At 73.6% G+C, this 24,728-nt stretch carries 19 protein-coding genes; 6 read left to right on the forward strand and 13 right to left on the reverse strand.

Features of this window, described 5'->3' with window-relative positions; all coding sequences use genetic code 11:
* Positions 1–633: 633 nt before the first annotated feature.
* The 8 genes from K336_RS14860 to rplU all read right to left on the reverse strand — a co-directional run bounded on the left by K336_RS14860 (position 634) and on the right by rplU (position 7,352).
* Positions 634–1,245 carry a histidine phosphatase family protein gene (locus K336_RS14860; protein WP_021797350.1) on the reverse strand — a complete coding sequence of 204 codons (612 nt, stop codon included), beginning with the start codon at positions 1,243–1,245 and terminating at the stop codon, positions 634–636.
* On the reverse strand, positions 1,242–1,676 hold the full coding sequence (gene rsfS, locus K336_RS0106045; RefSeq protein WP_021797343.1) for a ribosome silencing factor: 435 nt from the start codon (positions 1,674–1,676) through the stop codon (positions 1,242–1,244). Before rsfS ends, K336_RS14860 begins: the two co-directional genes overlap by 4 nt.
* A complete protein-coding gene (gene nadD / locus K336_RS14865; protein WP_051245468.1) occupies positions 1,673–2,359 on the reverse strand; it encodes a nicotinate-nucleotide adenylyltransferase in 687 nt (228 codons plus the stop codon). The genes rsfS and nadD overlap by 4 nt, the downstream gene beginning before the upstream one ends.
* A gap of 133 nt (positions 2,360–2,492) precedes the next feature.
* Positions 2,493–3,737: a glutamate-5-semialdehyde dehydrogenase gene (locus tag K336_RS0106055; protein WP_028706547.1), complete on the reverse strand. Its 1,245-nt coding sequence runs from the start codon at positions 3,735–3,737 to the stop codon at positions 2,493–2,495.
* Between the two features lie 128 nt (positions 3,738–3,865).
* Positions 3,866–5,035: a glutamate 5-kinase gene (gene proB, locus K336_RS0106060; protein ID WP_051245463.1), complete on the reverse strand. Its 1,170-nt coding sequence runs from the start codon at positions 5,033–5,035 to the stop codon at positions 3,866–3,868.
* Entirely contained in the window at positions 5,028–6,632 is a 1,605-nt protein-coding gene (gene obgE, locus K336_RS0106065) for a GTPase ObgE (protein ID WP_028706549.1), read from the reverse strand. Before obgE ends, proB begins: the two co-directional genes overlap by 8 nt.
* A gap of 137 nt (positions 6,633–6,769) precedes the next feature.
* Positions 6,770–7,033 (reverse strand): 50S ribosomal protein L27, encoded by a 264-nt coding sequence (rpmA, locus tag K336_RS0106070; RefSeq protein ID WP_021796518.1) that lies wholly within the window; start codon positions 7,031–7,033, stop codon positions 6,770–6,772.
* A 10-nt stretch (positions 7,034–7,043) separates the two neighbouring features.
* Positions 7,044–7,352, reverse strand: coding sequence for a 50S ribosomal protein L21 (gene rplU, locus K336_RS0106075; RefSeq protein WP_021796514.1), 309 nt, complete (start codon positions 7,350–7,352; stop codon positions 7,044–7,046).
* Between the two features lie 601 nt (positions 7,353–7,953).
* Here rplU and K336_RS14870 point away from each other — a divergent pair.
* Genes K336_RS14870 through K336_RS0106100 form a run of 4 tightly spaced genes read left to right on the forward strand, consistent with a single transcriptional unit; the run spans position 7,954 to position 12,266 of the window.
* Complete coding sequence (locus tag K336_RS14870; RefSeq protein WP_051245464.1) at positions 7,954–9,333, forward strand: MFS transporter; 1,380 nt, start codon at positions 7,954–7,956, stop codon at positions 9,331–9,333.
* 40 nt (positions 9,334–9,373) lie between these two features.
* Positions 9,374–10,078 carry a phosphoadenylyl-sulfate reductase gene (locus K336_RS0106090; RefSeq protein ID WP_021796517.1) on the forward strand — a complete coding sequence of 235 codons (705 nt, stop codon included), beginning with the start codon at positions 9,374–9,376 and terminating at the stop codon, positions 10,076–10,078.
* Positions 10,075–11,016, forward strand: coding sequence for a sulfate adenylyltransferase subunit CysD (gene cysD, locus K336_RS0106095; RefSeq protein ID WP_021796516.1), 942 nt, complete (start codon positions 10,075–10,077; stop codon positions 11,014–11,016). The genes K336_RS0106090 and cysD overlap by 4 nt, the downstream gene beginning before the upstream one ends.
* Positions 11,016–12,266 carry a sulfate adenylyltransferase subunit 1 gene (locus K336_RS0106100; RefSeq protein WP_021796520.1) on the forward strand — a complete coding sequence of 417 codons (1,251 nt, stop codon included), beginning with the start codon at positions 11,016–11,018 and terminating at the stop codon, positions 12,264–12,266. Before cysD ends, K336_RS0106100 begins: the two co-directional genes overlap by 1 nt.
* A 333-nt stretch (positions 12,267–12,599) precedes the next feature.
* Here the strand turns inward: K336_RS0106100 and K336_RS0106105 are convergent, their stop codons facing one another.
* The 5 genes from K336_RS0106105 to K336_RS14880 form a co-directional block, all read right to left on the reverse strand.
* Positions 12,600–15,134 (reverse strand): Rne/Rng family ribonuclease, encoded by a 2,535-nt coding sequence (locus tag K336_RS0106105; protein WP_028706551.1) that lies wholly within the window; start codon positions 15,132–15,134, stop codon positions 12,600–12,602.
* A 261-nt stretch (positions 15,135–15,395) separates the two neighbouring features.
* On the reverse strand, positions 15,396–16,097 hold the full coding sequence (locus K336_RS0106110; RefSeq protein WP_081660629.1) for a TIGR03936 family radical SAM-associated protein: 702 nt from the start codon (positions 16,095–16,097) through the stop codon (positions 15,396–15,398).
* Positions 16,098–16,187: 90 nt separating this feature from the next.
* A complete protein-coding gene (locus K336_RS0106115) occupies positions 16,188–18,155 on the reverse strand; it encodes a TIGR03960 family B12-binding radical SAM protein (protein WP_021797003.1) in 1,968 nt (655 codons plus the stop codon).
* A gap of 61 nt (positions 18,156–18,216) precedes the next feature.
* Entirely contained in the window at positions 18,217–19,425 is a 1,209-nt protein-coding gene (locus K336_RS14875) for a CPBP family intramembrane glutamic endopeptidase (protein ID WP_081660630.1), read from the reverse strand.
* 67 nt (positions 19,426–19,492) lie between these two features.
* Positions 19,493–20,893: a bifunctional folylpolyglutamate synthase/dihydrofolate synthase gene (locus K336_RS14880; protein ID WP_051245465.1), complete on the reverse strand. Its 1,401-nt coding sequence runs from the start codon at positions 20,891–20,893 to the stop codon at positions 19,493–19,495.
* A 112-nt stretch (positions 20,894–21,005) separates the two neighbouring features.
* Between K336_RS14880 and K336_RS0106130 the strand changes: the two genes are divergently transcribed.
* Both K336_RS0106130 and valS read left to right on the forward strand, forming a co-directional pair.
* Entirely contained in the window at positions 21,006–21,860 is an 855-nt protein-coding gene (locus K336_RS0106130) for a DsbA family protein (protein ID WP_021798217.1), read from the forward strand.
* A 218-nt stretch (positions 21,861–22,078) separates the two neighbouring features.
* A complete protein-coding gene (valS, locus tag K336_RS0106135) occupies positions 22,079–24,679 on the forward strand; it encodes a valine--tRNA ligase (protein ID WP_028706554.1) in 2,601 nt (866 codons plus the stop codon).
* Positions 24,680–24,728 lie beyond the last annotated feature (49 nt).

Raw genomic sequence — 24,728 nt, forward strand, 5'->3', positions numbered from 1 at the left:
TGGGAGATCCCGAACAGTTCAGCGAGGAGCTCCTGTTCAAGATTGTGACGCAGACTGGCCAGAACGAGCCGGACGCTCTGGTGGGGGCCGAGCCGCCGTGAACCGGCCGACGGCAGATCACCGCCGGTTGCCGCGTGGATTCTCCGGCACAGGTCGTGCATCTGGGTTCGGGTCAGTCGTGTGATAGCATGGGGCCTGCGGCCTGTTCCTTGATAGTTTCTTGTCACGCATTAATTATCTCGGGGCAGGCCGCCCTTCGTCTTCTGCGACACGCCTCCACGAAACCATCGACAACAGCTTAGATCATCCCTATGAATAAGCTTCATCGTTGTCAAGGAAAGACCCTAAGTCAGGCGTGGGTTCGACAAGGATTTTGAATAAGTCTCCTTGTCTCTTCCGATCCATGCGCCGGCGGACGAACCGGACCGCCCAACCGTCGGACATCCGAGCAACCCGCCGATCATGGCCTGTCGGCGTGACCTTCAAGTTCCCCGGCTCGTCGATCGGCGTCGTGCCGCGAGATTCCGCCCATCGTGCACGATCGGCGTGACCTCCAAGCCCCCTGGCCTGCCGATCCCGGTGAATCGTCCGACCCCCACGACCCCGCTCGGTGGCGCGTGCCCGTCGAACCGCTCAGCCCGCGCTCGCGCCCCACAGGTCCACTCGCCAGCCGCCGTCGGCCGACACCAGCACCGTCCACGAGCAGTTGCCCGGCGCCGAGTGCTCGTCGGCGCGGAAACCGGGCCCGCACAGCGCCTGCACTCCGGCCCGGATGGCGACCCAGTGGGTCACGACGACGGCGGTACGGCCCCGGTGGCGCTCCGCGATCTCGCGCAGGGCCCGGCCGACGCGCTCACTCACCTCGGCGTTCGTCTCGCCGCTCGGCGAGAAGCGGAAGTCGTCGTCCTCGCCCCACGGCGCCCGGCCGTCGGCCCGGGCGACGCCCGCCTCGGCCGGGGTGAGCCCCGCCCAGTCGCCCACGTCGACCTCGACGAGCCGGCCGTCCCGCTCCACCGGCAGCCCGGTGAGCCCGGCCAACGCCTCCGCCGTGCCGAGTGCGCGGCTCAGCGGCGAGCTGATGATCGCCGCGGGGCCCAGCGCCGCCAGGTGCGGGGCGGCCGCGCGGGCCTGCGCGAGGCCGATCTCGTCGAGCGGCACGTCACGCCGGCCCTGGAAGCGGTGCTGCGCATTGAAGCCGGTCCGCCCGTGGCGCCACAGGACCAGCCTGGTGCCCGGCCCGCTCACCCGTCGCCCACCGCCGCGGAGCCGGGGGCCCGGGCGTCCCGCCCGTCCCCGGCGGCACGAGTGACGCCGGCGTTCCCGAGCGCGAGGTCGATGGTCGGGCAGTCGCGCCACAGCCGCTCCAGGCCGTACGCGGCGCGGTCGTCGGCGTGCATGACGTGCACGACGAGATCGCCGTAGTCGAGCAGCACCCAGCGGTTCGTCCCGTGGCCCTCGCGGCGCAGGGGCCGCTCGCGCAGCTCGACGAGCCGGTCCTCCACGGCGTCGACGATGGCGCCGACCTGGCGCTCGGTGCGCCCCGAGACGATGAGGAAGACATCGGCGATCGCCAGCTGCTCGCTCACGTCGAAGGCCACGGGATCGGTGGCGAGCTTGTCGGCTGCGGCCAGGGCCGCGGCCCGGGTGATCTCCAGGGCCCGCTCCGTGGCGCTCATCGGGACCCCTCCCCCGTCGGTCGGACGGCCTCCGCGGGCTCGTCGGGCACCGGGTCGGCGACGAGGATCTCGGACTCGTTGGCCCCGGTGTACAGGCCGCGCTTGGCGACGTACTGGACGACGCCGTCGGGCACGAGGTACCACAGGGGCAGGCCGGAGGCGACGCGCTCGCGGCACTCGGTGGACGAGATGGCCAGCGCCGGCACCTCGAGGAGCGTGACCTTGTCGGACGGCAGATGGCTGATGTCTCGCCGCGCCATCTCGACGCCGGGGCGGGTCACGCCGACGAAGTGGGCCTGGCCGAAGAGCTCGTCGCCGCCCCGCCAGGTGAGGATCGAGCGCAGGGCGTCGGCGCCGGTGATGAAGAAGAGCTCCAGGTTGCCGCCGCGTTCGGCGCGGATGTCCTTGATCGTGTCGATCGTGTACGTGTTGCCCGGCCGGTCGATGTCGACGCGGCTGACGGTGAACTGCGGGTTCGAGGCGGTGGCCACCACCGTCATGAGGTAGCGGTCCTCGCTCTTGGAGACGCGCCGGCCCGCCTTCTGCCACGGCACCCCGGTGGGCACGAAGACGACCTCGTCGAGCCCGAAGCGGGCCGCGACCTCGCTTGCCGCCACGAGGTGGCCGTGGTGGATGGGGTCGAAGGTGCCGCCCATGATGCCGAGCCGGTAGCGGCGGGCCATGCTCGCCCGCGGCAGCCCCAGACTGCTCCCCTGCTCGTCGCCGGGGGACGCCGGATCGGCGGCCGCCGGCCCCGGACGCTCCCCTGCCACGGTGGCCGGGCCCGGCTCGCAGGCGTCCGCGCTCGTCGGGCCCTCAGGCACGCGTCTGCCCCTCGCCGAGCAGGAGGTACTTCGTGGTCGTCATCTCGGTCAGCCCCATCGGGCCGCGGGCGTGCAGCTTCTGGGTGGAGATGCCGATCTCGGCCCCGAAGCCGAACTGGCCGCCGTCGGTGAACCGGCTCGAGGCGTTGACCAGCACGACCGCCGCGTCGACCTCGTCGGTGAAGCGCCGCTGGGCGGCGGCGTCGGCGGTGACGATCGTCTCGGAATGGCCGGTGCTGTAACGGCGGATGTGGGCCACCGCCGCGTCGAGGTCGTCGACGACGGCGCAGGCCAGGTCGAGGCCGAGGTACTCGGCCTCGTACTCGTGCTCGCCCGCCGGCACGATCCGGGCGTCGGCGGCGCGGCTCGGCCCGTCGCCGTGGACGGTGACGCCCGCCCCGGTGAGGGCGTCGAGGGCCTTCGGCAGGAAGTCGTCGGCGATCGCGCGGTGCACGAGCAGCGTCTCGAGCGCGTTGCAGACGCTGGGACGCTGGATCTTGGCGTTGAGGATGATCGCGAGGGCCATGTCCTGGTCGGCCGAGGCGTCGACGAACAGATGGCAGTTGCCGGTGCCCGTCTCGATGACAGGCACGGTGGCGCCCTCGACGACGGCGCGGATCAGGCCCGCGCCCCCGCGCGGGACGAGCAGGTCGACGAGCCCGCGGGCGCGCATCAGCTCGCCGGTGACCTCGTGTCCGCCCTCGACGAGGTTGACGCAGTCGGCGGGCAGCCCGGCGGCCTCGAGGCCGGCGCGCAGGGCCGCCACGACGACCCGGTTCGTGCGCAGGCAGCCGGCCGAGCCGCGCAGCAGGCTCGCATTGCCGGACTTGAGGCAGATGCCGGCGGCGTCGGCGGTGACGTTGGGGCGGGCCTCGTAGATCATGCCGATGACCCCGAAGGGCACGCGCACCTGCTCGACGCGCACCCCGTTGGGGAGCCGCCAGCCGCGGACCGTCTCGCCGACCGGGTCGGGCAGCGCCGCCAGCTCGCGCAGGCCCCGGGCCATGTCGGCCAGGCGCGCGGGCGTGAGGGCGAGGCGGTCGACGAGCGACTCGCCGGTGCCCCCGGCGCGGGCCGCCCCGACGTCGCCGGCGTTGGCCTCGAGGATCTCGTCGGTCGCCGCTTCGAGGGCCGCCGCCATGGCCGCCAGCGCCGCGTCCTTGCGCTGCCGGTTCGCCGTGGCGAGCACGCGGGAGGCGGCCTTCGCGCGCTCGGCCTGTTCGCTGATCTGCACCACACCACAGTAACGGGCCGCGCCGGACGGCACCACAACACCGGGCCGCGCCGGACGGCGCGGCGCCCACCCGCCGTCAGTCCGCGCGCCGCGGCGCGGCCCGGGGTTCCGCGCCGTCAGCCCGCACGCCGTCAGTCCGCATGGTCGTGGTGCATGAGGACGAGCATGTCGCGGTGCACGACCTCGCGCTCGTACTGCGCGCCCAGCTCGGCGGCCAGCTCGCCCGAGCTGCGCCCGAGCATCCCGGGCAGCTCCTCGCTGGAGAAGTTGACCAGGCCGCGGGCGACGACCTCGCCGTCCGGCCCGACGAGCTCGACCGGGTCGCCGGCCAGGAAATCACCGCTGACGCCCGTGACGCCGGCGGCGAGCAGGGACGCCTTGCCCGCCGTGAGCGCGCGGACGGCCCCGGCGTCGAGGGCGAGGCGGCCGCGGCTCTGCGAGGCGTAGGCCAGCCACATGAGGCGGCGCGGGCGCCGGTGGTCGACCGGCGCGAAGACGGTGCCGGTGCTGCCGACCAGCGCCCTCCCGGCGCTGGCCGCGTCGGTGAGGAGCACCGGGATGCCCGAGCTCGTGGCGATCTGGGCGGCCTGCACCTTCGTCGCCATGCCGCCGGTGCCGACGCCGGCGGCGCCGGAGCGGTGGGTGTCGACCGTGAGGGCGTCGACGTCGGCGACGTAGCCGACGCGTTCGGAGTCGGGCTCGTCGGGGTGGCCCGTGTAGAGGGCGTCGACGTCGGAGAGCATGACGAGCGCGTCGGCGCGCACCACCTGGGCGACGAGCGCGGCGAGCCGGTCGTTGTCGCCGAAGCGGATCTCGCCGGTGGCGACGGTGTCGTTCTCGTTGACGATCGGGACCGCACCCATGCGCAGCAGCGTGCCCAGCGTGCGGGAGGCGTTGCGGTAGCTGGCCTGACGGGTGATGTCCTCGACGGTGAGCAGGAGCTGGCCGGCGAGCAGCCCGCGCGCCGCGAAGAGCTCGGCGTAGCGCTCCATGAGCAGGCCCTGGCCGACGGCCGCGGCCGCCTGCTGGTGGGCGAGGTCGCGGGGTCGCCGGGCCAGACCGAGCGGGCTCATGCCGGCGGCGATGGCGCCGGAACTCACGAGGACGATGTCGCGGCCGGCGTCGTGGGCGTCGGCCAGGGCCCTCACGAGCCCGGCGAGCCGCATCGTGTCCACCCCGTTCTCGGCGCTGGAGATCGACGAGGAGCCGACCTTGACGACGACGCGGCGGGCGTCGGCAATGGCAGTGCGCAGCTCCGCCTCGTCCTCGCCCCGGGAGACGGACGCGCCCGGCTCAGTCATCGTCCGGCCCCGTCCAGGACCGCACGTCGCGGGAGGGGTCGCCCTCGGCCCACTCGACCTCGACCTCGACGTCGCCGCCGTCGGCGGCCTCGGCGCGGATCTCGTCGAGCCGTGCGCCGCGCACCCGGCGCCAGTCGGCGCCGCGGGCGGACCCCATGAGGGCCTCGCGCTCGGCGCGGTAGGCGGCGTCGCGCTCGCGGCGGCGCCGGACGGCGCCCCGGGCGTCGGCGAGGCGCTGGTCCTCGCCGCGCCGCGAGAGGATCTCCGCGCCCGCCTCGACCTGCGGCGCGAAGTCGAAGATGACGGGGTGCTCGCCGGCGCCGATCGCGACGGCGTCGTGGGGCTGCGCGCCGGCGGCCAGGAGCCCGTCCTCGACGCCGAGCCGGTTGAGGCGGTCGGCCAGATAGCCGACGGCCTCGTCGTTGCCGAAGTCGGTCTGGCGCACCCAGCGCTCCGGCTTGGCGCCGCGCACCCGCCAGACGAGGCCGCCCTCGCCGTCGCCCTGGCGCCTTATGGTGAACTCCTCGCCCTCGTCGACGGGCCTCGGGCGGACGACGACGCGCCGGGCGGGGGCCGCGGCGCGCTCGGCCCGGCGGGCGCGCACGAGCTCGCCCATCGCGAAGACGAGCTCCTGGAGGCCCTCGCCGGTGGCCGCCGAGGCCTCGATGACGCGCAGCCCGCGCGCCTCGAGCTCGGGGACGACCAGATCGGCGATGAGCCTGCCGTCGGGCACGTCGACCTTGTTGACGACGACGATGCGCGGGCGGTCCTCCAGACCGCCGTGGGCCGCGAGCTCGGTCTCGATGGCGTCCAGGTCGCTCAGTGGGTCGCGGCCGGGCTCGTAGGTGGCCGCGTCGATGACGTGGACGATCGCCTGGCAGCGCTCGATGTGGCGCAGGAAGTCGTGGCCCAGACCCTTGCCCAGGCCGGCCCCGGGGATGAGGCCGGGCACGTCGGCCACCGTGATGGTGTGGTCGCCGGCCCGCACGACGCCGAGGTTCGGCACGAGCGTCGTGAACGGGTAGTCGGCGATGCGCGGCTTCGCGGAGCTGATCGCGCCGATGATGCTGGACTTGCCCGCCGACGGGAAGCCCACCAGGCCGACGTCGGCGACGACCTTGAGCTCGAGGTCGATGGTGCGCTCCTCGCCCTCGGTGCCCAGCAGGGCGAAGCCGGGGGCCTTGCGCGCGCGGGAGGCCAGCGCCTCGTTGCCCAGGCCGCCACGCCCGCCCTCGGCCACGACGCACTCGGTCAGCCCGCCGGTCAGGTCGGCCAGGACCTCGCCGGTGTCGGCGTCGGACACGACGGTGCCCTCGGGCACCGGCAGGACGACGTCGGCGCCGTTGGCCCCGTTGCGGTGCTCCCCCATGCCCGGCTGGCCGTTGCCGGCGCAGCGCCTGGACTGGCGGTGGTACTCGACCAGGGAGTCGACCTGCGGGTCGACGCGGATGACGACCGAGCCGCCGCGCCCGCCGTTGCCGCCGTCCGGACCGCCGAGCGGCTTGAACTTCTCGCGGTGCACCGAGGCGCAGCCGTTGCCGCCGTCACCGGCGCGCACGGTCAGCCGGACGCGGTCGACGAATGAGGGGATGGCCATGACGGAACTCCTGTGGTGGCTGGCCGAGCCAGTCTACGATCCGACGCCCCGCGGACGGACCCGCCGCGCGGACGGGGCACGGCGCAGGGGCCGGCCCCGAAGGACCGGCCCCTGCGAGAGGTCTGCGTGCCGCCCGCTCAGACGGCGGCCTCGACCGGCTCAATGGTGACGACACGGCGTCCGCGACGGGTGCCGAACTGGACGGTGCCCGGCACCAGTGCGAAGAGCGTGTCGTCGCCGCCGCGGCCGACGCCCTCGCCGGGGTGGAAGTGGGTGCCGCGCTGCCGCACGATGATCTCGCCGGCGTTGACGAGCTGGCCGCCGAAGCGCTTCACGCCGAGGCGCTGGGCGTTGGAGTCGCGGCCGTTGCGAGAGCTGGAACCAGCCTTCTTGTGTGCCATGTCTGCCTCCTCAGGCGTTGATCCCGGTGACCCTGACCCGGGTGTAGTGCTGACGGTGGCCCTGGTGGCGCTTGTAACCGGTCTTGTTCTTGTAGTGGAGGATGTGGAGCTTGGGGCCCTTGGTCTCGCCGAGCACCTCGGCGGTGACGCTCACCCTGCCGAGGGACTTCGCGTCGGAGGTGACGGCGCCGCCGTCCACGACGAGCAGGGGCTGGAGCTCGACGCTCGCGCCCACCTCCTCGGCGACCCTGTCGATCTCGACGACATCGCCCACCGCCACCTTGTGCTGACGGCCGCCACTGCGCACGATCGCGTACACGCCTGACCCACTTCCTGTGTCGCGCCACCCGCGGGCGGCTCTCGCTCTTCGGCCATCGGATCCGGTGGCCCTCGGTTCAGTGCACGACCGCCCACCGTGACGGTCATTCCTGCTCGGCTCGACGAAGGCGGAGCCAGAGCACCGAGGGGACAGATTACCCGGTGCCGCATTGCGGGGTCAAACGCCGGATCGGCGGGCGCGACCGGCGGGCATGCCGGTACGGCCTCCGCCGACGCGACGCGGTTTGATCCGCCCCGACCTCTCCGTTACGATCGGCATGCCCTGTCACGGGCCTTATCCCAGCAGGAGTGTCCCAGTACGAGGAGCCGATCCATGAGCGCAGTCGACGGCAGCACCGCCCTCGGCGCCCTGCTCTCCTGCCGCCAGCACATCGACCTCATGCTCGTCGTCGCCGCGGCCTGTTGATCCCGGCCCTCCTCTCCCCCGCACGCATCACCACGGACGGCTGAGGGCTGCCCCTGCGCCCTCACGCCCCGTCCCCTCTCACCGGCGGGCCGTCGCACCCGCACTCCGCTCCCCGGCAGCACCGCGCCGCTCCGTCCGGCCGGCGCGCAGCGGCCGCACGCATCTCTGGACAGACATGACACTCCTCACCTCGGACCGCCGAGCCGCGGCCCCGGCCAGACCGGGGCCGACCGGCCCCCGACGGGCCACCCACTACTTCGACGGGCTGCCCGTGCGGGCCGCCCACCGGCGCGTCTTCGTCCTCGTGATGATCGCCTACTTCTTCGACCAGCTCGACAACTGGAACTTCGGGTACATCGCACCGGCCCTGCGCAGCTCCTGGGGGCTGGGCCTGGAACGGATCGCGACGATCAACAGCGCCTACTTCGTCGGCATGACCGTGGGGGGCCTGCTCGGCGGCTTCTGCTCGGACCGCTTCGGGCGCCGCAGGGTCTTCCTGCACGGCATGGCGCTGTTCAGCACGGCCTCGGTCGTCAACGGCCTGGCCGGCGGCTTCGGGCTGTTCGTCGCCGCCCGCGCGCTGACGGGCGTCGGCCTGTTCGCCATGATGGTCTGCTCCCACACCTATCTGGCCGAGATCTCCCCGGGGGAGTCCCGCGGGCGCTGGCAGGGCCGGGTGGCCGCGGTCGGCTACTGCGCCGTGCCGGTCATCGGCATCGCCGCGAACCTCATCATCCCCCTCGGGGCGCAGGCCTGGCGGGCGCTGTTCATCCTCGGCGGGCTCGGCATCATCCCGCTGGCCCTGGCCTGGCGCTCCCTGCCGGAGTCGCCGCGCTGGCTCGTCTCCCGGAGGCGCGTCGCCGAGGCCGAGGCGACGGTCCGCGCGCTGACCGGCCACGACGTGGACCTCTCGCAGGCGGCCGCCCGCACCGGGCGCCCTCCCGGCCCGCTGACCAGCCTGCGGACGATCTTCTCGCGGGCCAACGCGCGACCCACCGCCGTCCTGCTCGTGCTCTTCGCCCTCGAGACGCCGGCGAGCTTCATCGTCCGCACCTGGATCACCACCCTCCTCGACGCCCAGGGCATGAGCATGCGCCTGGCCCTCGTCGCCACCTTCTGCATGCAGATCGGCGTGCCCTTCGGCTGCTGGGTCTCCTCGCGCGTCTCCGACCTGGGCGGGCGCAAGTGGCCCATCGTGGCGCTGCTGCTGGCCGAGTCCGCCCTCGCGGTGTCCTTCGGGCACGTCCGCGGGCACTGGGCCCTCATCGTCGTCGGCTTCCTGCTCACCGCGAGCGGCATGGCGGTCGGCCTCATCAGCTGCACCTACGCCACCGAGAACTACCCGACCCGGCTGCGCAACAGCGCCGACGGCGCGCACAACGCGGTCGGACGCTCCATGGTCGCCGCGACCCAGCCCCTCGTGCCCGGCCTGTTCGCCTCGGCCGGCTTCACCGGCGTCTTCACCGCCATCGCCGTCGGCCTGCTCCCCGCGGCGGCCCTCGTCGCCGCGGCGGGCCGGCGCACCGGGGGACGCTCCCTCGAGGAGATCTCATGAGCGGCCGACACGGACCGGACGGACGAGGAAGGACCCTGCCATGACGAGAACGAGAACCGAGGACGAGCTGCGCGCCATCGCCGAGCGGGCGTCCCGCGAGCACGCCGACGACGACGCCGCCGAGCTCATGGCCTGGGCGGCGCGGACCTTCGGCCGCTCGATGGCGGTCGCCTGCTCGATGGCGGCGGACACGGCGGTCACCGACCTGGCCTCCAGGGCCCTGCCGGGGGTCGACGTGCTCTTCCTCGAGACCGGCTACCACTTCCCCGAGACCGAGGACCTGCGGGACGACCTGCCGATCCTCCAGGACATCACCCTGGTGGAGCTGCGGCCCGACCAGAGCGTGGCCGAGCAGGACGCGCAGTACGGCCCCCGGCTGTACGAGCGCGATCCCAACGCCTGCTGCCGTCTGCGCAAGGTGGTCCCGCTCAACCGGGCGCTGGCCGGCTACGAGGCCTGGGTCACCGGGATCCGCCGCGAGGACAACGCGCTGCGCGCCCACGCCGGACTCGTCGAATGGGACGAGAGCCACCGGATGGTCAAACTCAACCCCATCGCGGCCTGGAGCGCCGACGAGCTCTTCGCCTACGTCGACGCCCACGACGTGCCGGTCAACCCCCTGCTCGGGCAGGGCTATCCATCCATCGGGTGCGCGACCTGCACGCGCAGGGTCGCCCCCGGACAGGACCCCAGGTCCGGCCGCTGGGCCGGCCTCACCAAGACGGAATGCGGGATCCACCTATGAGCACCACCACGAGCACCACCGGGCCGGCGTCCCCGGCGGGAGCGCCCGGCGACGACCACCTCGACGCGCTCGAGAACGAGTCGGTCCACATCATCCGGGAGGTCACCGCCGAGGCCGAGAGGCCCGTCCTGCTGTTCTCCGGCGGCAAGGACTCGGTCGTCATGCTGCACATCGCCCGCAAGGCCTTCTGGCCGGCCCCGCTGCCGTTCGGCCTGCTCCACGTCGACACCGGGCACAACTTCCCCGAGGTCCTCGCCTTCCGCGACGACGTCGTGGCCCGCCACGGGCTGCGGCTGACCGTCGAGAGGGTGCAGGACTGGATCGACGACGGGCGCCTCGTCGAGCGCCCCGACGGGACGCGCAATCCCCTGCAGACCCAGCCGCTGCTGCACGCCATCACCGCGGGCGGCTTCGACGCGGTCTACGGCGGGGGCCGCCGCGACGAGGAGAAGGCCCGCGCCAAGGAGCGGATCGTCTCGCTGCGCGACGCCTTCGGCCAGTGGAACCCGCGCAACCAGCGCCCCGAACTGTGGGGCCTGTACAACACGCGGCACCTGCCCGGGGAGCACGTGCGGGTCTTCCCGCTGTCGAACTGGACCGAGCTCGACGTGTGGAGCTACATCGTGCGCGAGGGCATCGAGCTGCCCTCCCTGTACTACGCCCACGAGCGCCGGGTCTTCCGGCGGAACGGCATGTGGATGCCGCTGGGCCCCGTCACCCGCCCCCGCGACGACGAGCGGGTCGTCACGCGGACCGTGCGCTACCGCACCGTGGGCGACATGTCGTGCACCGGGGCCGTCGAGTCGACGGCCGGCGACGCCGCGGCGGTGCTCGCCGAGGTCGCCGCGACGACGCTGACCGAGCGCGGGGCCACCCGCGCCGACGACAGGCTCTCCGAGGCCGCCATGGAGGACCGCAAGAAGGAGGGCTACTTCTGATGAGTGAACTGCTGCGTCTCGCCACCGCGGGCAGCGTCGACGACGGCAAGTCCACCCTCGTGGGCCGGCTGCTCCACGACACGAAGAACATCATGATCGACCAGTACTCCGCGGTGGAGCGGGCCTCCGCCGACCGCGGCCTGGACCAGACCGATCTCGCCCTGCTCACCGACGGGCTGCGCGCCGAGCGCGAGCAGGGCATCACCATCGACGTCGCCCACCGCTACTTCGCCACCCCGCGACGCTCGTTCATCCTGGCCGACTGCCCCGGCCACGTGCAGTACACGCGCAACACCGTCACCGGCGCCTCCACCGCCCAGCTCATCGTCGCCCTCGTCGACGTGCGCCACGGCATCCTGGAGCAGACCCGTCGCCACCTGGCCGTCGCGGCGCTGCTGCGCGTGCCCCACGTGGTGGTGGCCCTCAACAAGATCGACCTGGTCGACTACGACCGCCGGGTCGTCGAGGAGCTCGCCGAGCGGGTCCGCGAGCTGGGCGCCCGGCTCGGCATCGCCGAGCTCACCGTCATCCCCGTGAGCGCGCTGCTCGGCGACAACGTCGTGGAGCGCTCCGGGCGGACGCCCTGGTACGAGGGGCCCAGCCTCATGGAGCACCTCGAGCGGGTGCCCGTCGAGCAGCCCCAGGATGACGAGCCGGGGCGCTTCCCAGTGCAATACGTGCTCCGCCCCGGGTCCGGCGCGGGCGAGCGCTTCCGCGACTACCGCGGCTACGCGGGCCGGGTGGAGCGGGGCTCCTTCCGGGTCGGGGACGAGGTGCGTGTGCTGCCCGGCGGGCAGCGCACGCGGATCGTCGGCATCGACCTCCCGGGGGGCGGACGGGCCGAGCGCGCCGGGGCCGGACGGTCGGCGACGCTGCGGCTGGGCGACGAGATCGACGTCGCGCGCGGGGATCTCATCGCCGCCGATCCCGGCCCCGAGCCCGTCAGCACCCTCGACGCGACGGTGTGCTGGCTGGGCGACCGGGCGCTGCACGTCGGGGACCGCCTGCTCGTCAAGCACACGACGCGGACGGTCACCGCCATCGTCACCGCCATCGACGGGCGCCTCGACCTCGCCGCACTCGACGAGGAGCAGGCCGACGAGCTGGCCCTCAACGACATCGGACGGATCGGGCTGACGCTGGCCGAACCGCTGTGCCCCGACCGTTACGGCGACTCGCGGACGACGGGCTCGTTCATCCTCGTCCACCCGCAGGCCGGCAACACACTGGCGGCCGGCATGGTGGCCTGAACCCGTGGGCCGGGCCGGGTCGGCCCGAAGAGCCCGCAGGCCCGGGGCGCGGGGGCGGCCGTGCCGCCGCACGCGACCGAGCTCGTCGTCCAACCGCAGGCCCGAGCTGGCGGCCTCCTCCTCGGCCGCCCGGCAGGCAAAAACGCGGCGCAGGCCCCCGAGGCGCGGCGGGACTGCCCGGTCTGCGCGTCGGGACGGCGCACAGGGGGCAGCGGGGACCGGGCGCGCCCGTCGTGATCGGTCGCCGGACCGGGATGGTGCGCGCAGGGACTCGGGCCGTGCGGCCCGCGATCCCCTGCGCGTCGCGTCCCGGCGGTTCCGGCCCGGATCCGCTCAGGAGCCGCTCCTCCTCCCGCCGCGGCGCCCGCGGCGATGCCGCTCGCCGCCGTCGGCCGGAGCCTGGCTCGCGACGGGCTCGTCATGGCGGATGTAGCCCCGCCCGCCGCACTTGTCGCACTCGACGGTGAAGGCCTCGGCGAGGCCCGTGCCGATGCGCTTGCGCGTCATCTGGACCAGGCCCAGGCTCGTGACCTCGCTCACCTGATGGCGGGTGCGGTCCCGACCCAGGCACTCGACGAGCCGGCGCAGCAGCAGCTCACGGTTGGCCGGCAGCACCATGTCGATGAAGTCGACGACGATGATGCCGCCGAGGTCGCGCAGCCGCAGCTGGCGGACGATCTCCTCGGCCGCCTCGAGGTTGTTCTTCGTGACGGTCTCCTCGAGGTTGCCGCCGGTGCCGGTGAACTTTCCGGTGTTGACGTCGATGACCGTCATGGCCTCGGTGCGGTCGATGACGAGCGAGCCGCCCGACGGCAGGAAGACCTTGCGCTCGAGGGCCTTGGAGATCTGCTCGTCGATGCGGTGGGCGGTGAAGGGATCGCCCTTCTCGTCGTCCCAGTGCCGGAGGCGGTCGCGCAGCCGCGGCGCGATGTGCTCGACGTAGGCGTCGATCGTGTCGAAGGCGTCGCCCGGACCGCCGCTGCCGGCGATGACGAGCTCGGAGAAGTCCTCGGTGAACAGATCGCGCACGATGCGCAGGGTCAGGTCGGGCTCGGCGTAGAGCTGCTGCGGCGCGTTGCCGGTGGCGACCTTCTTCTCGATGACCTCCCACTGGGCCTTGAGCCGTGTGACGTCGTGGCGCAGGTCGTCGGCGGAGACCCCCTCGGCCGCGGTGCGGACGATGACCGAGCCGGACTCGTCGACCGCCTCGTTGACGATCCCCTTGAGGCGGTGGCGCTCGGTGTCGGGCAGCTTGCGGCTGATGCCGGACAGATGGCCGTCCGGTGAGTAGACGACGTAGCGGCCCGGCAGCGAGACGTGCCCGGTGAGACGGGCCCCCTTGGCTCCGACCGGGTCCTTGCTCACCTGGACGAGCACGGTCTGGCCGGGCTTGAGCGCCTCCTCGATGGCGTGGGGGGCGTTCTTGTCGGGCATGAGGTCCCAGTCGACCTCGCCGGCGTAGAGCACGGCGTTGCGACCCCGGCCGATGTCGATGAACGCGGCCTCCATGCTCGGCAGGACGTTCTGCACCTTGCCGAGGTAGATGTTGCCGATGAGCGAGGTCGAGGCCTTGCGGTCGACGTAGTGCTCGACGAGGACGTCGTCCTCGAGCACGGCCAGCTGGGTGTACTCCTCGCGCTGGCGGATGACCATCTTCCGGTTGACGGACTCGCGGCGGGCCAGGAACTCGGCCTCGGACAGGATCGGCGCGCGGCGGCGGCCCGCCGCACGGCCCTCCTTGCGGCGCTGGCGCTTGGCCTCGAGCCGGGTGGAGCCCTCGATGCCGGTGACCTCGTCGACGGCGCTGTGGCGGGGCTCGCGCACCCGCACGACAACGTCGCTCGGGTCGTCGTCGGAGCCGCCGGTGTCCTCGCCGCGGCGGCGGCGACGGCGACGGCGACGGTGCTGGCCCTGACCGGCCTCGGACGACTCGGCGCCGGAGTCCTTGGAGCCGTCCTTGTCGACGTCCTCGTCGGAGCCGCCGGACTCGCCCCCGGCGCCGTCCTCGGTCTCGTCGGACTGCTCGCCGCGGTGACGACGACGGCCGCCGCGACGCCGACGGCGACGGCGCGTGCCCTGCTCGTCCGCGGCGTTCTCCCCGCCCTCGTCCTCGGGCGCCGTCTCCTTCTCGGCGGCGGGCTCGGCGGGCGCCTGCTCGCCGCCGGCGATCGCGGCGGTGAGGGAGTCGAGGACGGCCTGCTTGTCGACCTGCTCGTCCGCGCCGCCCTCGGCGCGACGGTCCCGGCCCGCCGCCTCGCGCTCGGCCTCGGACAGGAGCGCGCCGACCCGCTGGGCGGCGGAGTCGTCGGCGTCGGCAGCAGCCCTGCTGCGGCCGCGGGATCTGCTCCCGGAGTCGTCCTGCTCGCCGTCGGCGGCGGGCTCGGACTCCGCGGCGCGGGCCCGGGAGGAGCGGCGCCGGGCCGGCCTGCGCGCCGGGGCCGGGGTCTCCTCGGCCTCCGCATCGGGCCGGTCGTCCGAGCCGCCGGTCGGGACCTCGACGGGCCCGGGCTCGGGAAGGCCCGCCAGCTCGGCCCGTTCGGCCTCGCGCTGGGCGACGGCCTCGTCGAGGACGGCGGCGATGGCGATGTCGACCGGGTCGGGCCGCTTGGTCCTGCTCCGCGCAGCGGGCCGTTCCCCGGCCGAGGGGGGCTCGTCGGCCGGGGCCCCACCATGCCCCTGGCCGTCGCCGGCCGTGGTCGCGTCGTCCGCGGGCCCGGCGGCGGCCGGCTCGGAGGGCGCCGGTTCCGGGGCCGCGGCGGGGGCCTCCTCGGGCGGGCCCGCCGGGCGCGTCTTCGCGCGGCGACCGCGCGGGGGGCGCGGCAGGTCGTCGTCGGCGTGGGATGCGGTGGACGTCACGTCATCGAGCATGAAGTGCTCCTCTTGCGCCGTGCAGGCGCGGATCAGTCGCACGGGTGCGACGAAAGCTGGCGGCTCCCGCTGTCGCCGGGATCCCCCGCGGTCTGCTCGCGCGTCGCGGTGAGGATGCCTCCGGCTCGCGGGTACGGGCGCTTGGCGGCCCTTACCTGGTTTCAAGTATGGCACACGCACCGACACGGACGCGTGAGGACGCGCGCACGCCCGGACCGGGCCGGGCCGGGCGGGAACCGGGCTCCGGCCCGCGGGACCGGCTCACGGGGCCGGCGGCCCGCTCGTCGGGTCCGGCACGTCGAGCGGGTCCCCGATCGCGCCGTCCGGAAGCAGCGGGCCCTGGCGCAGGCGGGTGAACAGGCCGGGGTGGTCCCCGCCCAGTCCGGGCTCCAGCCGGCGCAGCGCCCGGAGGACGTCGTCGGGGCGTACGAGCGGGGCCCCGTGGACGAGGCGCACCTGCACGCGGCCGTCCTCGTCCACGTGCGCGGACCGGACGGCCGGGCGCGCGTCGAAGGTCCGCTCCCCCTTGCGGGTGACGCGGCTCACCTCGACGGACCGGGCCGCGAGCAGCTCGTCGACCGCCCGCCCGAGTCGCAGCGTCCGGTCCTCGCCGAGGTCGATCACCCAGTCGGAGACCTGGAGCAGCTCCGACAGCGGGGGCCGGCGCCGCTCGACGACGCGCAGCACGCGGAAGCCGGCCGGCAGGGCGGCGTTGAGCTCCTCGCGCACCCGCTCGGGGTCGAGCACCTCGAGGACGGCGATGTCGGCGTACTCGGCGTGGGAGGCCGCCGAGGTGGGCGCCGAATTGGCGTAGCTGATGCACGGATGCGGCGAGAAGCCCGAGGAGTGGGCCATCGGGACGCCCGCCCGGCGCAGCGCGCGCTCGAAGGCCCGCGAGAAGTCGCGGTGAGACGCGAAGCGGGCTGCGCCGAGCTTCGAGTAGCACAGGCGCAAATGCTGCACGGGCGGCGGCTGGCGCGGGGGTTCTCGACGGGGCACCCACGCATGGTAGGCGCCCGACGACGGGGACGCGAACCGGCGGCCGGGGGCCGGTCAGGCGTCCGCGCCGGCCCTCCGCGGCGGAGGGGGCTCGAGCGGCAGCAGCGTCGTGCCCGAGGGGCCCATCTCGATGTCGACGCCGAGGCGGGGGCAGACGCCGCAGTCCTCGCAGCCGTCCCACCGGCAGTCGGCGAGCTGACGGGCGGCGCGCCCGGCGAGGTACTCCTGCCACAGCCAGCCGCGGTCCAGCCCGGCGTCGAGGTGGTCCCAGGGCAGCACCTCGAGCTCGTCGCGCTCGCGGGTGGTGTACCAGTCCAGGTCGACGCCGAGGGGCTCGAGCTCGATGGCGGCGCAGTCGACCCACCGCTGGTGGTCGTAGTGCTCCCGCCAGCCGTCGAAGCGCCCGCCGTCGAGCCAGACGGCCTCGATGACGCGCCCGACCCGGCGGTCGCCTCGGGCCAGCAGGCCCTCGATCTGGCCGGGCGCGCCGTCGGACCAGCGGACCGTGATGGCGCGGTGGAAGCCGCGGTCGGCCCGCACGGCCTCGCGGAGCACGCCGATGCGGTGGTCGACGAGCTCGGGGCCGGCCTGCGGGGCCCACTGGAACGGGGTGTGCGCCTTGGGCACGAAGCCCCCGATCGAGACGGTGCACGCGATGTCGCGGCGCCCGGTGATCCGGCGTCCGGTCTCGACGACGCGGTGGGCCAGGCGGGCGATGGCCAGCATGTCCTCGTCCGTCTCGGTGGGCAGGCCGCACATGAAGTACATCTTCACCGAGCGCCAGCCCTGGCCGAACGCCGCGGAGACGGTCGCCATGAGGTCGTCCTCGCTGACGTTCTTGTTGATGACCGCGCGCAGGCGCTCCGAGCCGGCCTCGGGGGCGATCGTGAGGCCCGAGCGGCGCCCGCCGCGCGAGAGCTCGCGGGCCAGGTCGACGGTGAAGGCGTCGACCCGGGTGCTGGGGATCGACAGGGAGACGTTGTCGCCCTCGTAGCGGTCGGCCAGCTGGTGGGCGATCTCGGTGATCTCGGTGTGGTCGGCGCTCGACAGGCTGAGCAGGCCGACCTCCTCGAGGCCCGTGGCGCGCAGTCCGTGGTCGACCATGGCGCCGATGGCGGCCAGGGAGCGCTCGCGCACGGGGCGGGTGATCATGCCCGCCTGGCAGAAGCGGCAGCCGCGGGTGCAGCCGCGGAAGATCTCCGCCGAGTAGCGCTCGTGCACGGTCTCGGCGAGCGGGACGATCGGCTCCTTCGGGTAGGGCCAGGCGTCCAGGTCGGTGAGCACCCAGCGCTCGACCTCGGCGGGCACGCCGTCCCGGTTCGGGCTGATGCGCGCGATGGCGCCGTCGTCGCCGTACTCGACGTCGTAGAAGCGCGGCACGTAGAACCCTCCGGTGGCGGCCAGGACCTCCAGGACGCCGTCGCGCCCGCCGGGGCAACCGGCCAGGCGCCAGTCGCGGACGATGCGCGAGAGCTCGACGGACGCCTCCTCCCCGTCGCCGAGGACGGCGACATCGATGAAGTCGGCGACCGGCTCGGGGTTGAACGCGCAGTGTCCCCCGATGAGCACGAGTGGATCGTCCATGGTGCGCTCGTCGCTGTGGAGGGGGACGCCCGCCAGGTCGAGTGCGTTGAGCAGATTGGTGCAGCCGAGCTCGGTGCTCAGGCCGACGCCGAGCACGTCGTAGGCCCGGACCGGCCGGTGGCTCTCGAGCGTGAACTGCGGCAGGCCGTGGGCGCGCATGAGCGCCTCGAGGTCGGGCCAGACGCTGAAGCTGCGCTCGGCGCTCGCCCAGCCGAGCTCGTTGATGACCTCGTAGAGGATGGCCAAGCCCTGGTTGGGCTGGCCGACGCCGTAGGTGTCGGGGTACATGAGCACCCAGTGCACCTGGGAGTCCCCCCAGGGGCGCAGCCGCGCGTTGATCTCACCGCCCACGTACTGCACGGGGGTGACGACCTGGGCCAGCAGCGGGCTCAGCTCGTCGAAGAGCCCGGCCGGCTCGGGCCGCGGCTGCTCGCTCATCCGTTCCTCCTGCCGGGGCGGCCCGCCCCTCGACCGCTCCCCCTCCATGATCCGCCGAGGGTCAACGAGGGGGCTCGACCTGCGGCGCCCCCGCGCCGTCGACGGTCGGCGGGACGGGCGGGACCCCCTGGAGCGGGGACGGCGCCGGCGGCGGGTACGCGGCCGGCGGCGGGAACGAGGCGGGGTCCGGGGACGGCCAGGCGCCCGTCATGACGGCCTGCGGCCAGGGGCCGGGCGCCGGAGCCGGCTCGGGCCCGCTGACCACGTCCAGACCCCTGGCCCTGGCCCGCCGACAGATGAGGGCCGCGGCGATGGCGATGACGGCCAGCTGGAGCAGGCTCCACGGGCTGCCGGTGCCCTCGGAGCGGTCCATCATGTGGCTGATGTCGCTGAACGGCATGAGGGCCATGGCCGTCATGTTGTTGATGATGTGCATGGCCGTCGAGGCCTCGAGGCCGCCGGTGCAGTAGCACAGGAGGCAGGCCGCGGCGCCGAAGCAGAAGTAGCCGATGTTGAGCCACGGGTCCTGGGCCATGTGGGCGAGCATGAAGCAGAAGGAGCTGACGGCGCCGCCGACGAGCGCCGAGACGATGCCGAGCGTCTTCGTGCGCTGCGGGAAGCAGCCGGCGACCAAGCGGTTGATGCCGCCGCGGAAGAACCACTCCTCGCCGGCGCACTGGAGGGGCGTCGTGAGGAGGATGCCGAGGATGAGCACGACGGTGTCGCCGTTGACGGCCAGGCCGTCCAGACCGCCGCCCTCGAGGAAGGCGTCGGCGACGGTGAAGACGATCCAGATCGGCAGGAGCACGGCCAGGCACCAGCCGAACCAGCGCCAGCGGAAGCGCCCGATGACCGAGTGGACGAAACCGATCGGCTGGCCGTGGAGGCGCGCCACGAGCCAGACGATCGGGATGGAGCAGGCCAGCCCGACGTTGTTCGCGATGAAGAGCGCCGGGGTGAAGCCGCCACCGCCGGCGAGCGAGGGGTAGTACTCCTCGGCCGTGGAGCGGCCGCTCGCCACGTCGATGACCATCGCGACGACGAAGGCGACGGTCGAGGCGGCGAACCACAGCACGCCGCCGACGAGGGCGCCGACGACCGGGCGCCACACCCGCCAGCGCGGCGAGTGCCACAGTCCGTGGTAGCGGGTCGGCAGCACCGGCAGCGCCGACTCGTGCGACTGCTGGAACGGATACGCCGGGGCCGTGGGAGGGTGCGCTGGGCCGGCAGGAGGATACGCGGGGCCCATCGGAGGGCGGGCAGTGCTCATGACGCCCCACCCTAACGGGCCGTCACAAGGAGCCGGGGTCCGTTCCACGGCCGGGACGCCGCACGCCCTACGGGCCGGTCGGCACCGTCACGGTGAGCGGTCCGCCGCCGGAGCCCGGCCCGTCGTCGGCCAGGATGCCGCGGGCCTCCCCGGCGAGGAACACCGAGCCGATGACGAGCACGCCGGCCTCCTCGCCCGAGGCGCCGGCGAGCGCCATGGCCCGCCCGAGCGCCTCGGCGGTGTCCGTCGCGGCATGCACGCGTGCCGGGCCGAACGCCCCGGCGGCGGCCTCGGCGAGCTCCTCGACGCCCAGGGCGCGCGGGTTGTCGCGGACGGCGGTGACGACGACCTCGTCGAGCTCGTCGGCGAGCAGCTCGAGCACGGCGTCGACCTGCTTGTCGGCCATCATGGCGAGCACCCCGATGGCGGGGCGCATGACGAAGGCCTCGCGCAGCCCGGCCAGCGTGGCGCGCACGCCGTGCGGGTTGTGGGCCGTGTCGAGCACGACGAGCGGGTCGTGGTGGACGGCCTCGAGCCGGGCCGGCGCCCGGACGGCGGCCAGGCCCTCGGCGAGCACCGTCGGCTCGACGGCGCGGCCCCCGCAGAACGCCTCGACGGCGGCGGTGGCCACGGCGGCGTTGTGGGCCATGTGCGCCCCGTGCAGGGGCAGGAAGAGATCGCCGATCGGCCCGCCGGCGCCCTCCAGGCGCAGCAGCTGGCCGCCGACCGCGACCCGGCGGTCGAGCAGCGCGAAGTCCGGGCCCTCGCGCACCATCGTCGCACCGACCTCGGCGCAGTGCTCGGCCAGGACGGCGGCGGCCTCGGGGCCCTGGCCCGCCAGGACGGCGGTCGCACCGGGCTTGATGATGCCCGCCTTCTCGCGGGCGATGGCGCCGAGCGTGTCGCCGAGGTACTGCATGTGGTCCATGGCGACCGGCCCGACGACGGCGACCCGGGCGTCGGCCACATTCGTGGCGTCCCAGCGCCCGCCCATGCCGACCTCCATGATCGCCACGTCGACGGGCGCGTCGGCGAAGGCGGCGTAGGCCAGGGCCGTCATGACCTCGAAGAAGGTCATGACGATGCCATCGAGGCGGCGGGCGTCGACCATGTCGACCATGGGGCCGATCTGCGTCCACAGCTCGTCGAGGCGCCCCGCCTCGACGGGCGCGCCGTCGATGCAGATGCGCTCGGTGATGTCCTCCAGGTGCGGCGAGCTGAAGCGGCCGGTGCGCAGCCCCATCGAGCGCAGGATCGCGTCGATCATGATGGCCGTGCTGCCCTTGCCGTTCGTGCCGGTGACGGCGATGACCGGGCAGGCGTCCTGCGGGTCGCCGAGCAGCTCGCACAGCGCCCCGATGCGCGCCAACGAGGGGCCGACGCGGTGCTCCGGCCATCGCGAGGTGATCGACGCGACGGTGCGGGCGTGCTCGGACGAGGGGTCGCTGTGCTCACGTGTGCTGCTCATCGGGCCCCAGACTAGTTGTCCGACGCCGCGGGGCCCGCCCGGGTAGACTGCCTGCGTGTTCTGAGCGCCGAGCCAGAACGACGGACCAGCACGCTCGAGCCGGAAGGTTGACATGGCCTCGAAGAACCCAGGGAAGCAGGGCCCCGCCGGCGGGGCGGGGACGAACCGTCGCGAGGCGCTGCGCCAGGCGCAGGCCGCGCAGGCCGCGCACCAGCGGCGCATGCGCACGATCCTCGTCGCGGTGTCCTCGGTCGTCGCGCTGGCGATCATCGTCGTCGTGGTGCTCGCCGCCACCGGGAGGCTCGGCTCCGGCAAGGACGAGCCCACCGCCGTCGTGACGGGCCTGGGCGAGCAGATCACCCCGCCGCACGCCAACGCGGACGGCACCGGGATCGTCTCGCCGATCGGCACGAACGACTCGGCGCCGACCCTCGTCGTCTACGAGGACTACCAGTGCCCGATCTGCCAGACCTACGAGAGCCACTACGGCAAGACCTTCGACTCGCTGGCCTCCAGCGGCCGGCTCCGCATCGAGTACCGCACCCGCACCTTCCTCGACAGGAACCTCAAGTCGCTCAACGACTCGAAGGGCGTTCCCGAGTCCTCCAAGCGCGCCGCCATCGCCGCGGCCTGCGCCGACCAGGTCGGGAGGTTCCAGGAGTATCATGACGCCGCCTACGCCAAGGCCCCCGAGGAGGAGGGCGACGGCTACTCCGTGCAGAAGCTGCGCGACGAGATCGCAGCCGACGCCGGCATCACCGGCGACGACCTCACGACCTTCCAGGGCTGCGTCGACCAGAACCAGACCCAGACCTTCGTCGAGAACGTCGAGCAGGCCGGCGTGGACGCCCAGGTCAACTCGACCCCGACCTTCATGGTCAACGGCAAGCAGGTCTCGTTCCAGAACGTCGACCCGACCGACGAGCAGGCCGTCCTCGACGTCATCACCAGCGCCGCCCCGGCCTGAACCGCCGCGGTCGCGCGCCGCGCCCCGGGGCCCCTGAGCGCCGCCGAGACCGAACAGCCGGATCCGGTCGTAGCCGTCGGCGGGGATAGGTGGTCCTCCGCGCCGCCGGGCCCGAACGGGGACGCCCCGCGCCTGCCGCCCTCGCCGGGGCTCCTCCGCGCCCGGCCGGGCGCGGAACCGAACGGCCGGGTGGCGGGCGCGTTAGTAGGATGTCCCCCATGACTGAGACACCCGCCACGACGACACCCGCGACGACCCCCTCGGGCTGGCGGGTACCGGAGAGGCCGGTGCTCGAGGGCCTCGAGGACAAGTGGTCGGCCGCCTGGGAGGCCGAGCAGCTCTACGCCTTCCACCGTCCGCAGGCCCGTCACCAGGTGTTCAGCATCGACACCCCGCCTCCCACCGTCTCGGGCTCGCTGCACGTGGGCCACGTGTTCAGCTACACCCACACCGACGTCGTGGCCCGCTACCAGCGCATGCTGGGCAAGCAGGTCTTCTACCCGATGGGCTGGGACGACAACGGCCTGCCCACCGAGCGCCGCGTCCAGAACCACTTCGGCGTGCGCTGCGACCCGTCGATCCCCTACGACCCCGACTTCGAGCCCCCGGCCAGGCCGAACCCGAAGAAGCAGGTGCCGATCAGCCGCCGCAACTTCGTCGAGCTGTGCCACCGCCTCACGCAGGTGGACGAGCGGGCCTTCGCCGAGCTGTGGCACAAGGTCGGCCTGTCGGTCGACTGGGACCAGCTGTACACGACGATCGGGGCCGAGACGCAGCGCATCTCGCAGCTCGCCTTCCTGCGCAACCACGAGCGGGGCGAAGCCTACATGAGCGAGGCCCCCACCATGTGGGACGTCACCTTCCAGACCGCCGTCGCCCAGGCCGAGCTCGAGGCCCGCGACTACCCCGGCGCCTACCACCGCCTGGCCTTCCACCGGCCCGACGGCTCCGACGTCTTCATCGAGACGACCCGCCCCGAGCTGCTCGTGTCCTGCTGCGCCCTCATCGCCCACCCGGACGACGAGCGCTACCGGGAGCTGTTCGGCACGACGGTGACCACGCCCGTCTTCGGCGTCGAGGTGCCCGTTCTGGCCCACCCGGCCGCCGAGATGGACAAGGGCGCCGGCATCGCCATGTGCTGCACCTTCGGCGACCTCACCGACGTCCAGTGGTGGCGCGAGCTCGAGCTGCCCACGCGCACGGTGATCGGCCGCGACGGCCGGCTGTCGCGCGAGCGCCCCGAGTGGCTTCCCGACGCCTCCTTCTACGAGGCCGAGCTGGCCGGCAGGACCGTCTTCAGCGCCCGCGCGGCCATGGTCGACAAGCTCCGCACCACCGGCGAGATGGACGGCGAGCCGAAGGCCACCCAGCGCATGGCCAACTTCTACGAGAAGGGCGACAAGCCCCTCGAGATCGTCTCCACCCGCCAGTGGTACATCGCCAACGGCGGCCGCGACGAGGAGCTCAAGGCCGCGCTGCTGGCCCGCGGCGAGCAGATCGACTTCGTGCCCGAGCACATGCGCCACCGCTACACGAACTGGGTCGAGGGGCTCAACGGCGACTGGCTCATCAGCCGGCAGCGCTTCTTCGGCATCCCCCTCCCCGTCTGGTACCGGCTCGACGCCAACGGCGACCCCGACTACGGGGAGCCGATCATGGCGGCGGCCGAGACGCTGCCCGTCGACCCGAGCTCGGACTGCCCGCCCGGCTACGAGCCCGCCCAGCGCGGCGCCCCCGGCGGCTTCATGGCCGAGCCCGATGTCATGGACACGTGGGCGACGAGCTCGCTGACCCCCGAGATCGTCTGCGGCTGGGAGCGCGACCGGCAACTGTTCGACCTGACCTTCCCCATGGACCTCGCCCCGCAAGCCCACGACATCATCCGCACCTGGCTGTTCAGCCGCGTCGTGCGCGCCAACTTCGAGTTCGGCGCCGTGCCGTGGCGGCGGGCCACCGTCTCGGGCTTCGTCGTCGACCCCGACCGCAAGAAGATGAGCAAGTCCAAGGGCAATGCGATCGTGCCCACCGACATCATCGACAAGTACGGCGCCGACGCCGTGCGCTGGCGCGCCGCCATGGCCCGTCCGGGCATGGACTCCCCCTTCGACGAGCGCCAGATGAAGGTCGGCCGGCGCCTGGCGATGAAAGTGCTCAACGCCAGCCGGTTCGTGCTCGGCATGGGCGCCCCGACCGGGCGGGAGGCCATCTGCGAGGCCGTCGACCTGGCCGAGCTGGCCGCCCTGCGCGAGATCGTCGGGAGGGCCGGCGCGGCGCTCGCCGCGTTCGACTACACGAGCGCCCTGGAGGCCACCGAGACCTTCTTCTGGAGCTTCTGCGACGACTACCTGGAGCTCGTCAAGGAGCGCGCCTACGGGGCCCGCGGCGAACGGGCCGCCGCCTCGGCCAATGCGAGCCTCCAACTGGCCCTGTCGGTGCTCCTGCGCCTGCTGGCCCCGTTCATGCCGTTCGTCACCGAGGAGGTCTGGAGCTGGTGGCGGCCCGGCTCGGTGCACACCTCCGCTTGGCCGACCGTCGACGAGCTGCCCTCCGACGGCGACACCTCCCTCGTGGCCGACACGGCCGCGGCGCTCGTCCTCGTGCGCGGCGCCAAGTCGGACGCCAAGGTCTCCATGAAGACGCCCGTCGAGGCCATCGCGGTGACCGCCCCGGCGGCGTCGATCGCCAACCTGCGCCTCGTCGCCGACGACCTGTCGGCCGTCGGCCACATCGAGTGCCCGATCGACTTCGTCGAGGGCGGCGAGTCCGTCACGGCCGACATCGTCCTGGGCGAGCCCCCGGTCAAGAGGCCGCGGGGCTGACCCGGGGCCACCGTCCGCCGCAGGGATCACAGAGCCCGAGACCGTCGGG

Origin of the sequence: Propionibacterium acidifaciens DSM 21887, assembly GCF_000426605.1 — a bacterium.
Classification (GTDB): Bacteria; Actinomycetota; Actinomycetes; order Propionibacteriales; family Propionibacteriaceae; genus Propionibacterium; species Propionibacterium acidifaciens.

Coding starts and splice junctions, on each gene's coding strand:
- rsfS (WP_021797343.1), bottom strand. CDS start 1,676: ATGAGCGCCACGGAGCGGGCCCTGGAGATCACCCGGGCCGCGGCCCTG.
- nadD (WP_051245468.1), bottom strand. CDS start 2,359: ATGGCCCGCCGCTACCGGCTCGGCATCATGGGCGGCACCTTCGACCCC.
- proB (WP_051245463.1), bottom strand. CDS start 5,035: ATGACTGAGCCGGGCGCGTCCGTCTCCCGGGGCGAGGACGAGGCGGAG.
- obgE (WP_028706549.1), bottom strand. CDS start 6,632: ATGGCCATCCCCTCATTCGTCGACCGCGTCCGGCTGACCGTGCGCGCC.
- rpmA (WP_021796518.1), bottom strand. CDS start 7,033: ATGGCACACAAGAAGGCTGGTTCCAGCTCTCGCAACGGCCGCGACTCC.
- K336_RS14870 (WP_051245464.1), top strand. CDS start 7,954: ATGACACTCCTCACCTCGGACCGCCGAGCCGCGGCCCCGGCCAGACCG.
- K336_RS0106090 (WP_021796517.1), top strand. CDS start 9,374: ATGACGAGAACGAGAACCGAGGACGAGCTGCGCGCCATCGCCGAGCGG.
- cysD (WP_021796516.1), top strand. CDS start 10,075: ATGAGCACCACCACGAGCACCACCGGGCCGGCGTCCCCGGCGGGAGCG.
- K336_RS0106100 (WP_021796520.1), top strand. CDS start 11,016: ATGAGTGAACTGCTGCGTCTCGCCACCGCGGGCAGCGTCGACGACGGC.
- K336_RS0106105 (WP_028706551.1), bottom strand. CDS start 15,134: ATGCTCGATGACGTGACGTCCACCGCATCCCACGCCGACGACGACCTG.
- K336_RS0106115 (WP_021797003.1), bottom strand. CDS start 18,155: ATGAGCGAGCAGCCGCGGCCCGAGCCGGCCGGGCTCTTCGACGAGCTG.
- K336_RS14875 (WP_081660630.1), bottom strand. CDS start 19,425: ATGAGCACTGCCCGCCCTCCGATGGGCCCCGCGTATCCTCCTGCCGGC.
- K336_RS14880 (WP_051245465.1), bottom strand. CDS start 20,893: ATGAGCAGCACACGTGAGCACAGCGACCCCTCGTCCGAGCACGCCCGC.
- K336_RS0106130 (WP_021798217.1), top strand. CDS start 21,006: ATGGCCTCGAAGAACCCAGGGAAGCAGGGCCCCGCCGGCGGGGCGGGG.
- valS (WP_028706554.1), top strand. CDS start 22,079: ATGACTGAGACACCCGCCACGACGACACCCGCGACGACCCCCTCGGGC.